The sequence below is a fragment of the Dyadobacter sp. HNCC25DJ184 genome (assembly GCF_056895215.1).
This window is the reverse complement of the sequence record NZ_JBXHAQ010000006.1, coordinates 156409-169028: the sequence shown is the minus strand read 5'-3', so window position 1 is coordinate 169028 and position 12620 is coordinate 156409. Positions and strand designations below refer to the sequence as shown.

Sequence of the window (12620 nt, the reverse complement as noted above, 5' to 3'; positions counted from 1 at the left end):
ATTGGATCCGTTTTTTTATGCTTTAGAAGTGTCTTTTTAGAAGTTGGTGATGTTGTGGTATTGAAGGATGTATACGGGCTGCAACTGTGGATTTCATCCCCTATTGGCCACAAAAAAAGCAGACTGATCAATATCAATCTGCTTTATTCGATTGTTCTTGAAAAGATTATTTTTTCTTCAAGGAAATATTTTTAAGCTGTATCACTTTGCTTTCGCTCAAACCAAATTTAGCAACAACGTCTTCGTATTTTTTGAAGTCAACGTCAAGATTCTTTCTGCCGTCGCTTATTTCCTCACCTGGTAACAAGACTACACGTACATCTTCGAAGTCTCTCTCAGGGGCATCATCCACATCTTCTGACCAGTTTGTCGGAATGATTGATACAAAAAATACATCATCCTGAATGCCATGAACAAATGTAAATTGGCTAAGCGCTCCACCTCCGAAAGAAACGATTCCAGGCAAAGGCCAATAAACACCCTGAACTTTGACGTATACCAAAACTGCAGTTTTTTCCAAAGTCGCGATTGCGTCAGCATTAAGTCCTGATAATCCAGTGGTGAAGCCGCCGGTGGAATCAGTTGAGGTCGCTCCTGAAGATAAAAGTAGTGGGACCGAGCCATCAACCCCGTCAACTCCATTTGTTCCGTTTGTACCATTGGCACCGGCTGCTCCGGTATCACCTTTCGGCCCTGCTGGTCCAACATCACCCTGGTCGCCTTTGCAGCCAACGAATACTACAAACATGCCAACAATCAACATCATTGATAATTTTCTGAGCATAACAGTAAAGTTTAGAAATATAAAATGTAGTAAGATATTTGTAATTTAATATAACTACGCAAACTATCGGAGATTTGCTGACAAATATTTGCAATTTTTTAATGTTACTCTTTGCCAAGCGAGAGTATACTTGCGTTTGTCGGGAAGTACTTATTATGTTCTTCCAGACTTTGTTTGTTAGCCTCGGGCAATTGCATATCAATTTTCCAGTTCATGGTGGCGGCTAGTTGGAACATCATCAACTGAACCTGATTAGTCGCAATTCTTGGTAAATCGCTGTTAAGGGCTTTGTCGTTCATGGTCTGTTTGGCTTCGTTTAGAAGAGAGGTATAGTCATCTGTTTGAAATCTGTTCAACCAGCCTTGCTCTATATCATAAAATTTATAATCCGTATCCATTGAGAGAATTTCAGGCTCGGGGAAATAATCTATGATCATTTTTCTGTCAGTGTCTGAGAAATGGAATCTCATTTTTGCGAAGTCATAGCCGACCAGTACTTTGGCCTTAGCGATAATCAATGCTTTTTTCTTGTCATTGATCAAGTTCCAGAAATTTTTGTCGTTTTCGTAATTGTAGATTTCCGTGAAATATCCTTCGGCCATCACAACTTTGAACACTTTTTCGATGCTTTCGAGTAGTACCGTGGACTCAGCTTTAGTGATTTCTTTTCCGGATTTGTTCTTTGAGACCCAATTGTATACCAGCACGCCCAAACCCGCACCCAGAAAGAGTGAAATAATGAAAAAAATTAGTGTGCTGAAATTCATGGTGTATATTTTTGTGCAAATTAAATTTGAGATAAAAAGCCCAGAATGCCAAACTCCGCTGAAAAATTCCTGATCACTATTGCCGGTCCGACTGCGGTCGGGAAAACGGAGCTATCCATAAAAATTGCTGAGAAGCTGAAGACTGAAATTATATCCGCCGATTCTCGACAGTTTTTTAAGGAATTGAATATCGGAACTGCGAAACCAACATCTGGGGATCTTGCGAGCGTGCCGCATCATTTTGTAAATTCTCATTCGATATCCGAAACATATAGTGCGGGTGATTTTGAAAGAGATGTGTTAAAATTATTGATCGAGCTGTTTAAACAAAATGATACAGTAATCATGACGGGCGGATCGGGTTTTTATGTTAAGGCAGTTATTGACGGTTTGGATGAACTTCCGTCACCACTTCCCGGAGTCCGCGAAGCTCTCACTGCGCGTTTGAATGGTGAAGGGCTAGCCGTTTTGCAAAAGGAAGTCCAGGAGATTGACCCCGATTTTGCGGCCTCCACGGAGATTAACAATCCCCAGCGAGTGGTCAGAGCACTGGAAGTCTATCAAAGCAGTGGTGTACCCATATCGCAATATCAAAACAAAAAAGTGAAGGCGCGACCCTTCAATCAAATTCTGATCGGGCTAGATAGGGATAGGCAGGAGCTTTATGATCGGATTGATCTGCGAATGGACCAAATGTTGGAAGAAGGCCTTGTTGAGGAAGCCAGGGACTTGATCGCTTTTAGAAATCATCACGCCTTGCAAACGGTGGGCTACAAAGAGGTATACGGATTTTTTGACGGAGAATATGGGGAAAAGGAAATGATCAGGCTATTAAAGCAAAATTCCAGGAGATATGCAAAAAGGCAGTTGACTTGGTTTCGGCACCAGGCGGATTTCAATTGGTTCCATCCTGATGATATGGCAGGGATATTGAATTACATTGGAGATTTTATAAATACATCCAGTGCCGATCAGTGAGGGTAAATAGTTGGAAATAAGGCGATTTTGTGTCCAATGATTTAAGATAAAAATTTAACAAAAAAACACCGCCATCAAGCGGTGCTTTTTTGTTGGTAGGAATGGAGAATTAATATCCATCATTTTGAACCAGCTCTGAATTAGCCTTCATTTCGCGTTCCGGTATTGGAAATACAAGTTCATTAGCATCAAAAGGGAAGTCTCCGGTACTTCTCTGGGTTCTTTTGAAATCGTGTATTCTGAGTCCCTCGAAGCAAAGTTCTAAAACTCTTTCTTCCAGAATATTATCTACTGTCGCCGTTTTTAGCAAACTTGCCCCGGCTCTTGATCTGATCAGATTTACATCATTCAACGGCGTGTCACCTACTTTCGAATTTAGTCTGCCGTTGCATTCCGCTCTGACGAGATACAATTCGGCTAGTCGTATTACTGGAATATTCTGTCCGAAAGCTTTCCATTTTCCTGTATAATTCCGACTTCTGCGACCGACATAGATCAAATTGGTCTTTCTGCTATCTGCCGCTTCGTATTCATCCGGAAAAGCAGCGTTGATATATAAATCAGCCCTTCCTGTCCCGTCAGTTTGACCGGAATAGAATGTGGTGAGCCCGTCATTTGTCGTTCCGGCGTTATTTTGATCGTTTGCCTGAATTTCGAAGAGCGTTTCGTTGGTGTTTTTGTTAGCGAAGGCCGCCGTCACCGAAGTATTCAATGTCTTACCTGATTCTTCAATTACTGTATTCGCCATTTCAAGCGCTTTTGCATAGTTGCCCATTTGGAGATATACTCTGGACAAAAAAGCCATGGCAGTATATTTGGTAGCCTTGTGGTCATCGCGCTCCTCCGAAAGCTTTTCGGAAGCATCAGTCAGGTCTGTCAATGCTTGTGCGTAAACTTCTTCCACACTCTTACGACTGCTGACCGCATACGCATCGTCCGAATTGTCGACTCCTTTAAGCAGGATAGGTACGCCCGCTTGCGAATTAGTCGTGCCCGACTCATATGGAGATCCGTAAAGACGGGCTAATTCGAAATATAAAATACCTCTGATGAAGGCTGCTTGTCCCTCAATCTCTGTTTTTAAGTCGGCATCTTCAATTTTTGAACTGTTGTCGATTAAAAGGTTTGCTATATTAATTGTCTGATAAGCTGTTACCCAAGTATCGGCGACATCAGTGTTCGAAATAGTTATAGCCTTGGTGGCGATTTGACGATAGCTTTGAAATGTTCCACCCCATACACAATATCCCTCAAAGGCTTGAAGCTCTGCGAACATATTAAGGTTCGTTCCGTAAAGATTGCCGTCTGCCAGTAAACTATATGCTCCGACCACCGCACTATTAAAATCTCCATCTGTTTCTAGAGCGGTAGCTCCGTCAACAGCTTGTGTTGGATCAATATCCAACTGTTTATCACAGCTGGTGATACCAAATGCCAGAATGAAGGCGAGCGTTGATTTCCATATTATATTAAGTCTCATTTTTTTCAAGATTAAAGTCCTAGATTAACACCGATGGTAATTGTTTTAGCCTGAGGAGGTGTATAGAAATCGTGCCCCAGATTCACACTACCTGTGTAAGATGCGTTCACTTCCGGATCATATCCCTCGTATTTTGTGAACGTAAAAAGATTTTGTGCTGCCGCGAAAATCTTAAAATTCTCAACTTTGAATTTACGTGATACCGCCTTAGGTACAGTATAGCTGAAAGTCACGCTTTTCACCCGGAAATAAGATCCATCCTGTACCCAACGCGATGATTTAATAGAACCATTTCCATCTAATAAGCGTGGTTGAGGGATATCTGTGATATCGCCTGGTTTTTTCCAATATGCCATTTGGTCTTGCGACTGATTGTCATAATAGTCACCGTTGACGGATTGGTAGAAACCGGCTATGTTATACAAGTCATTTCCCTGTACAAATTGAGTTTGAACGTCGAGGTCAAATCCCTTATATGAAAAGTGGTTTCCAATACCGCCATAAAAGTTAGGATTCGGATTTCCGATCTTCTGCTCATATCCGTCAAAATCGTCCTGATCCACTACTTGCCCGTCGGTGTTGACGTATTGTGCATTTCCGTTGTCAGGGTTGACACCGGCATATTTAGGGCCATAGAAATACCCATATGGTTCACCTTCAGAAATACGCCCAATCTGTCTGCTACCTCCGTTGATAGTTGATCCGTTCAGATTTGTAATTTTGTTTCGATATGTAGAGAGGTTAAACGAGGTTGACCACCGGAAACTACCAATGAAATTCTGAGTGTTAAGTGTAAATTCCCAACCGTGATTTTCAAGATTGCCCACATTTCTCGTAATATCGACAAATCCATTTGTCGCAGGTAGGGGGAAGTTCAGCAATAGATCTGAAGTCTTTTTATTGAAATAATCAATTTCTCCAGAAATCCGATCATTGAAAAAACCAAAGTCCAGACCGACATCGAACTGATTTGTTTTTTCCCATTTTAAATCGTTCACGCCCACTTGATCCGGGATAATACCTGATTCTGAGGCATATGGATTTGCACTGTAAAGGGTCTGGTATGCAAAGTTTCCAATTTCGGCATTACCGGTAGTTCCATAGCTGGATCTTAATTTAAGGAAACTTAATGTTGTGTTTTCTTTCAGGAAACCCTCTTCTGATATAACCCAGCCTGCAGAGACCGCCGGGAATGCACCATATCGATTGTCTTTTCCGAAACGGGAAGAACCGTCCACGCGGAAAGAAGCACCCAGGAGATATTTATTCAGTAATTTATAATTGGCTCGGGCAAAGTAGGAAAGAAAGCTAAATCCTGTACCTTCCGAATTTCCGTCAGAGATGATGGCAGCACTGGCAATTTTCTTGAACTTATCGTTCGGGAAACTTTTGCCTTCTACAAAATTACTGCTTGAAGAGCTCTTTTGAAGAGAGAGGCCGGCTAATAATTCGAGAGACTGGCGGTCGCCGATCGTTGGGGTCCAATTGACAATATTGTTGGTGTTGTAGGTTAAGACCCTCTTTTGCGAATTAAATCCTCTTCCTCCCGGTTGTCCGTCCAGTGTTTCCCGGCCATCGTATTGATCTTCTTCATATTGAATGATATCGAACCCTACTTCTGAACGCACAAACAAGTTGGGCGTAAAGTTATATTGTGCAAATGCATTACTAATTGAGCGGAAGGATAGTGCATTATTTTTAGAATTTGCAATATCATTCAATACATTGGTATATAATGTGTTACGATTATAAGTTCCGTCCGGATTTTTAATAGGCTGAATAGGAGGGATGGCGTTGAGCTGCACCGGATTGGTAAACGCATTATCCGAAGCTACCCGGTAGTTCTCCGTTCTGTTCAACATCAGGTTGACACCTACCTTGAATTTATCATTCACCTGATGATCAATATTTACCCTGCCATTTGCTCTTGTGAGGCGGTTAGCCAGCAAAATCCCTTTTTGATCATTGTAACTTGCCGATACGAAGAATTTTGTTTTTGCGTCTCCTCCGTCAAGAGAAAAGCTGTATTGAGAGACACTTCCTTTTTGGAAAGCCTCATTCGCCCAGTCGGAATTAGCTGGTGTGGCCCAGTCGTCGGTACCACCGCCGTAGCTTTGCCAGGCTTCTTCCGGATTTGTCCATTCAGAGCCATTGTAAGATGAGTTGTTGGCTGCATCCGAAAAAAGCTGGATATACTCCTGACTATTCAGCCACTTCCTTTTTCTTGTTGGTTGGGAGACACCCGTGAAATATCCGAAATTGATTTTCGTCTTTCCTGCCGTTCCCGACTTTGTAGTTATCAGGATTACACCATTGGCTGCTCTCGCGCCATAAATTGCCGAAGCCGATGCGTCTTTCAGCACCTCCATTGATTTGATATCATCTGGGGCGATTGACGCAAGGGGGTTGTCCGGTTCTCCCGCGGTGCCTAATGACTGAGAGATAACCGGTTGACCGTCAATTACAAACAAAGGCTGGTTGGATGCGGAAACAGAGGATATACCCCGAACGCGGATATTTAATCCCTGACCCAATTTTCCCGATCCTGAATTAATGAATACACCGGATACCCTTCCCTGAAGTGCCGACTCAACGGTGGGAAGCGGAAGATTTTCAATATCTTTTGCTTTCAGAGTTGATATCGCGCCAGTAAGATCTTTCTTAATTTGCGTTCCGTATCCTACCACAACAACTTCGCCCAGATTTTTCAGATCCGACACCAGGTCAACATTGATCACACTTTGATTACCAACAGTAACCTCTTTTGATATCATGCCTATGAAGCTGAATATCAACACAGAAGTTGGGCCGGGAACCTGGATCATATACTTCCCCTCATTGTCCGTTTGTGTTCCTACAGAGGAGCCTTTAAGTTGAACCGTGGTTCCCGCCAATGGGGTTTGGTCATCTTTTGCTTGTACTTTGCCGCTGATTTGTACGCTCTGACCAGACGTCGTCAAAACTATACAAAACAAGCTCAGAAAGGTGAATAAAAGTTTTCTTCCCATAAGTATATTTTGTTGTTAGATGAGTTACCGGAACAAAATAGGGAGAAATTATATCAGCGCAAAATTACTAAGTTCGAAATGGGTTATTTTCGAAATTTGATAAAATTTAAAATGAAAAAAAAAGGTTATGATCGAACAGCCAAATTGGGGTATTCCGGGTGTTGAAGCACTTTTTAGGCGTCAGAACTACCAATATTTCCCATGCTGCCTTTTGAACAGGAAACCGCGCCACAAAATGACAATATGGTTAACGAGGGTAGGTATTAATCCGAAATGTTTTTTCAAAACCAGGAAACGGTCGATCAACGATTTTCGGTGATTTTTGACGGAAAGTCCTCCAAGTAAATATCTGCATAGCGTGAAATCCAGATATTCGATACGATCCGATTTTTTTAGGCAGTTGATTTCCCAATCAATATCCGCGCTCAGATTGTCGACCATATATGAATTGGCCACTTCTTCTTTAGCGATGAAAGCTTGATGACAAACCTTCATTCCCAAATCAAAATCTTTCCAGGTGAGTGAGCGAGGGAGGGTGTGAGGCGTAAATATACTTCGCAAACCAACTTCAGAGCCGTCCTCTTTTACAAACATAGCATCACTGTAATAGATGTCAGCGTTGGCTTCCAAGGCCCTTAAAAGATGCCTTAAGGTATATTGGTTATACATCTCATCGCCGGCATTCAAAAACCACAGATATCTACCCGATGCCAGTTGCTGACCTTTGTTCATGGCGTCGTAAAGCCCCCTATCAGGTTCGGAAACAACTTTGGATATAATCGAAGCATATTGCTCTGCTATTTTCAGAGTATTGTCTTTTGACGCCCCGTCGATGATCAGATATTCAATTGCACCTTTATCCTCAATTTCTGCCAAGCAGCGATTGACGCTTTCCAAGGTGCGTGGCAGAAATTGTTCGGCGTTGTAAGTGACTGTAATGATCGTGATCAGCGGCATTCCGTTAAGATTGGGTCAGCAGTTTTTCATAAAGTTTATTGTACTTTCTCGCAACGACTTCTTCTGTATAATTGAGCAAAACCTTCCCGCGCGCTAGGGCCGTAAGAGCACCTTTTTGGTTATTTCTGATCACCCAATTGATTCCTTCAGCAAGAGAAGCAGCTGATTTGAAATCTGCCAGATATCCATTTTGCTTGTGATCGATCATATCGCCAATTCCACCTGTATTGAAACCCACCGCCGGAGTTCCACAAGCCATGGCTTCCATAATGGTATTGGGCAGGTTGTCTTCCAACGACGGGACGACAATGACATCGGCTGCGTTATATGCCTTGACCATATCTTGCTGATTTGAGATCGTTCCCAGATAATGAACCTTCGCTTTAAGATTTTCAAATGAAGCAGGATTTGCTTTCCCAAATACCAAAACCTCATAATCCTGATCTGTCATATTCATCGCGTCCTGAAAATAGGTAAAGCCTTTGCGGACATCCTGCGTATTAGCACCGGCAAACAAGATTAGCTTTTTATCAACCGGAAGGTTGAATTGCTCGCGAACATGTGTCTTGTTATGAGGAGTAAAAACGTCGGTATCAAGACAATTAGGGATATTCAGTGCGCGATGCTTTCCAGTCAAAACCGCATTTTTTACTAACTCATTCAGCCACTTACTAGGAGAGACGAACGATATATTACTATCCTGGTAGATTGATCTTTTGGTTTCAAATTGCTGAAACGATATATCATATTCGTCAGGTCGACTTAGGTATTTGCAATATTGGCACTGCGTCAGGTATTTCTCACAGCCGCGGCTGTAATGACAGCCGCCCGTAAAAGACCACATGTCATGAAGTGTCCAGACGATAGGCTTACCTAATGCGAAAAGCTTTTTTAACGATTTTAGAGACAAAAGGCCAAAATTGATCCAATGGAGATGAATGATATCGGCCTCCTGAACCAGCGGATGTTGTGTGATATCCACTCCGACCTGAGCGGGCGAATAGGCGAAACGGACCGAACTATCCGCTTCATAAGGTAGATATGCAAGTCTTTCTCCGATGAAATATGCCCAGGCCTCTTTTTGCTGCCCTGTTGTCGCCGCCAGCGGGTAAACATTTTCTTCCCCGGTTTTGCTGCGATGTACAAGCATTTTTGACTCAATACCAGCGTGTTGAAGGGCTCGATTGAGCCGTGTCGCGGCAACGCCGGCTCCTCCTTCCAGATGAAATGTGCTGATATGCAAAACCATATTTATATTGCCGCTTTACTTTGAGTCTGCCAAAATTAGCAAAGCCAGCGTCATTTAGTTTGAATTAATCGTCCAAAGTGGTTTTTTTACCAAAACAATTTCCGGTTCAGTAAAGAGCAAGTCTGGTTTCGGCTAGCTTTGTTAATAATTTGAAAACTAACCGTGCGACGAATCGCACCTAAAAGCTAATCGCTAAAACCTATATATGGCCTTTGAAGATTTGAGTCACGATGCGCATTCGGGGTGGTTTGAAAAGAGATACTCGTCTTTAGAATTGCAGGAACAGGCCATTGAGCGATGGAAAAAAGATAAGCAGGATCAAACCATTAATTACTGGCTTCATAAAAGACTTTTTGATCTGACATTGCCATTTACGCAAAATACTGGTAAATCATGGCTGACGGTTGGTGACGGCTACGGTTTTGATGCCAATTACTTTTATGAAAAAGGTCTGAATGTAACAGCCTCAGACATCGCCGGAACGTTTTTGCCTCTGTCTGCAAGTCATCGTCTGATAGAAAAATACAGCGTTGAGAACGTAGAGAAATTGACATTTGATGACAATCACTTTGATTACGTTTTTTGTAAAGAGGCCTATCATCATTTTCCAAGACCTTATTTGGGAGTATATGAAATGCTGAGAGTGGCCAAGGAAGCGGTAATCATCATCGAACCTCACGACCCGATAGCCAGAATGCCCTTGCTATTGGCCATGCGCAATATTCTCGATCGATTTGATACCAAATTGTTGCAGCGATACTGGAAAAACAGATATTCATTTGAAGAGGTGGGAAACTATGTTTTCAAACTTTCGGAAAGAGAAATTGACAAACTTGCCAATGGAATTGGCTTGCCGATGATCGCTTTCAAAGGAATTAACAATAACTACTATAACCCAGCTGCCGGAAGTGAAAAGGCCGATGATTCATCTGCTGCTTTCAGGAATATCAAGCGAAAACTGGCGATCCATAATGCACTCGAAAAATTGACGCTGATGCCGTCGCAGGTGCTTTGTGCGGTTATTTTTAAGAAAACACCTGATCAAGAAGTTTTGCAGGAAATGAATAAAAACGGCTTTTTGATTCACCATTTACCTCCTAATCCATATTTGAAAAAATAGCTTTCCAGTTCGTAAAACTACTTTTGCGGACGATATCCGAATATGTTCAATTGCAGATCCATCACCGTGTTATCCCGGTAATAATGATTTATGAAAGGATTTTTGCGGTGTTGCATCGTATCAATCACATATCGGAAACCATTTTCTTCCAGGACTTTCATAACATCCGCCAGCGTTTGATGGTGATCCACATAAGAATGGAATTCCACAAAAATGTTCTGAACCTTTCCGAGCAAATGGCGACAGTCTTTCAAAACTTCCGTTTCGGCGCCTTCTATATCAATTTTCAGGAAATCAATATGGCTTTGGGTAGACAGAAAATCGGCCAAACGCTTGGACGGAACCAGCGTTTTGTTTCCACCCAAATACATAGAGGAAGAATCTGCCGACTCGTTTGAAAACCATATACCTTCATCATCAGTCCAAACTGCTTTCTCGATAACCGTCACGTCATGGATCGCGTTTCTTTCGAGATTTTTGTGGAGCAATTTTGCAATATTAGCCGAAGCCTCGAATGCCGTGATTTTCGAATTTGGAAATAGGCTTTTAAAATAAAGGATGCTCATTCCGATATTAGTCCCGCAGTCTATTATTACCGGCGCATCGGTTTTGCTGCTGAATTTATAACTGCCGTCCGCAAATATTTCCTTGTATTGATACAGAAACGACATGCAGTCGGGAACTTCCATTTGATATTTACCAAAACGAACTTGCGTATTGGTATACCTTGGTTTGTCGCCATATTTCATCAAAAGCTTAATAAACTCCCTGTCTTCCGGGGTTTTCAATGAATTATAGGGTTCTTTAAGCAGATAACGAAGCCAGTACATGCGTGATTGACAATTACAAATTGATTACAGGCGTCAAAGATATTACTATTACCGAATTTTATTTTGCTGAAAGGCCCGATACAGGATCTCGGACCAAGTATCTTTCCAGCAGGATTTTCTCATCATAATTAATATTTCTAGCTTTATAGCCCGGAAATCAAAATCCATTGTTCATGCCAGAAATAGGTTCAGTAAAAATTGCAGTGATTGGTCTAGGATATGTAGGCCTGCCTTTGGCGGTGGAATTTAGCCATAAATACCCCGTTTTAGGATTTGATATCAATAAAGAACGTATTAGTGAACTGGGCAGGGGATATGACCGAACGCAAGAAGTTGATTCTGCTCATTTGACTGACGCAAGCACACTTCGTTTTTCATATGAAATAGAGGATCTGAAATCTTGTAACGTGTTCATCGTTACAGTTCCAACACCCATTGACTCATATAAAAAGCCGGATTTAGGTCCACTTTTAAAAGCCAGCCAGACCGTAGGGAAAGCTCTAAAAGCCGGCGACATAGTGGTTTATGAATCAACCGTTTACCCGGGTTGTACGGAGGAGGATTGTGTGCCGGTTTTGGAAAGAGAAAGTGGCTTGAAATTCAACAGCGATTTTTACTGCGGATATTCCCCGGAACGTATCAATCCGGGCGATAAAGTGAATACTTTGACCAAAATAAAAAAGGTGACTTCTGGGTCAACGCCAGAAATAGCCACTTTTGTCGACGACCTTTATAAGTCAATCATTACCGCAGGAACTCATAAAGCAACAAGCATTAAGGTTGCGGAAGCCTCGAAAGCGATTGAAAATGCGCAGCGTGATGTCAATATTTCGTTTGTCAACGAACTGGCATTGATATTCGACCGCATGGGAATCGATACTACCGAAGTTCTGGAAGCAGCCGGAACAAAATGGAATTTCCTGAAGTACAAACCCGGCTTGGTAGGCGGGCACTGCATTGGCGTAGACCCATATTACCTTGCCTACAAGGCAGAATCTCTGGGTTATTATCCTCAGGTTATCTTATCCGGAAGGCGGGTAAATGACATGATGGGGGTTTTTGTGGCCAACAAGCTGGTGAAGCTGATGATCAAAAAAGGGCACAAGATTGAAGGGAGCCGTGTGCTGATCCTTGGTGTCACTTTTAAGGAAAACTGTCCGGATATCCGAAATACACGTGTGGTGGATGTATATTCAGAATTGAAAGATTTTGGGATGCAAGTTGAGATATATGACCCCTGGGCGTCTTCAGAAGAGGTGAAAGAGGAGTACAATATTACTCTGGCTGAATCCATTTCCGGAAAATATGAAGCGGTTGTTCTTGCCGTTGCGCACGAAAATTTTGTTGGACTTAACCTCTCGGATTTCACGGAAACGAAATCTGTGCTTTTCGATATCAAATCCACATTACCCAAAGAAACTGTCGACTCTCGGCTATAAAGTTTTTT

General features: G+C 42.2%; 10 protein-coding genes. 3 read left to right on the top strand and 7 right to left on the bottom strand.

Features of this window, described 5'->3' with window-relative positions; all coding sequences use genetic code 11:
- Positions 1 to 166 precede the first annotated feature (166 nt).
- Positions 167 to 784, bottom strand: a complete 618-nt coding sequence (locus tag AC1XUD_RS11315; RefSeq protein ID WP_483361106.1) for a collagen-like triple helix repeat-containing protein — start codon at positions 782 to 784, stop codon at positions 167 to 169.
- A gap of 104 nt (positions 785 to 888) precedes the next feature.
- Positions 889 to 1551, bottom strand: a complete 663-nt coding sequence (locus AC1XUD_RS11310; protein ID WP_483361105.1) for a DUF4230 domain-containing protein — start codon at positions 1549 to 1551, stop codon at positions 889 to 891.
- A gap of 45 nt (positions 1552 to 1596) precedes the next feature.
- Here AC1XUD_RS11310 and miaA point away from each other — a divergent pair, with 45 nt between their 5' ends.
- Entirely contained in the window at positions 1597 to 2529 is a 933-nt protein-coding gene (gene miaA / locus AC1XUD_RS11305; protein ID WP_483361104.1) for a tRNA (adenosine(37)-N6)-dimethylallyltransferase MiaA, read from the top strand.
- Between the two features lie 109 nt (positions 2530 to 2638).
- On the opposite strand, the gene AC1XUD_RS11300 is transcribed toward miaA, so the two are convergent.
- The 4 genes from AC1XUD_RS11300 to AC1XUD_RS11285 form a co-directional block, all read right to left on the bottom strand.
- Positions 2639 to 4009 (bottom strand): RagB/SusD family nutrient uptake outer membrane protein, encoded by a 1371-nt coding sequence (locus AC1XUD_RS11300; RefSeq protein ID WP_483361103.1) that lies wholly within the window; start codon positions 4007 to 4009, stop codon positions 2639 to 2641.
- Between the two features lie 11 nt (positions 4010 to 4020).
- Complete coding sequence (locus AC1XUD_RS11295; RefSeq protein WP_483361102.1) at positions 4021 to 7017, bottom strand: SusC/RagA family TonB-linked outer membrane protein; 2997 nt, start codon at positions 7015 to 7017, stop codon at positions 4021 to 4023.
- A gap of 186 nt (positions 7018 to 7203) precedes the next feature.
- Positions 7204 to 7974: a glycosyltransferase gene (locus tag AC1XUD_RS11290; protein ID WP_483361101.1), complete on the bottom strand. Its 771-nt coding sequence runs from the start codon at positions 7972 to 7974 to the stop codon at positions 7204 to 7206.
- A 4-nt stretch (positions 7975 to 7978) separates the two neighbouring features.
- Entirely contained in the window at positions 7979 to 9223 is a 1245-nt protein-coding gene (locus tag AC1XUD_RS11285) for a glycosyltransferase family 4 protein (protein WP_483361100.1), read from the bottom strand.
- Positions 9224 to 9428: 205 nt separating this feature from the next.
- On the opposite strand from AC1XUD_RS11285, the gene AC1XUD_RS11280 reads away from it, so the two are divergent.
- Positions 9429 to 10343 (top strand): class I SAM-dependent methyltransferase, encoded by a 915-nt coding sequence (locus tag AC1XUD_RS11280; RefSeq protein ID WP_483361099.1) that lies wholly within the window; start codon positions 9429 to 9431, stop codon positions 10341 to 10343.
- Positions 10344 to 10360: 17 nt separating this feature from the next.
- On the opposite strand, the gene AC1XUD_RS11275 is transcribed toward AC1XUD_RS11280, so the two are convergent.
- Complete coding sequence (locus tag AC1XUD_RS11275) at positions 10361 to 11173, bottom strand: FkbM family methyltransferase (RefSeq protein WP_483361098.1); 813 nt, start codon at positions 11171 to 11173, stop codon at positions 10361 to 10363.
- Between the two features lie 173 nt (positions 11174 to 11346).
- On the opposite strand from AC1XUD_RS11275, the gene tviB reads away from it, so the two are divergent.
- Positions 11347 to 12612: a Vi polysaccharide biosynthesis UDP-N-acetylglucosamine C-6 dehydrogenase TviB gene (tviB, locus tag AC1XUD_RS11270; RefSeq protein ID WP_483361097.1), complete on the top strand. Its 1266-nt coding sequence runs from the start codon at positions 11347 to 11349 to the stop codon at positions 12610 to 12612.
- Positions 12613 to 12620: the final 8 nt, after the last annotated feature.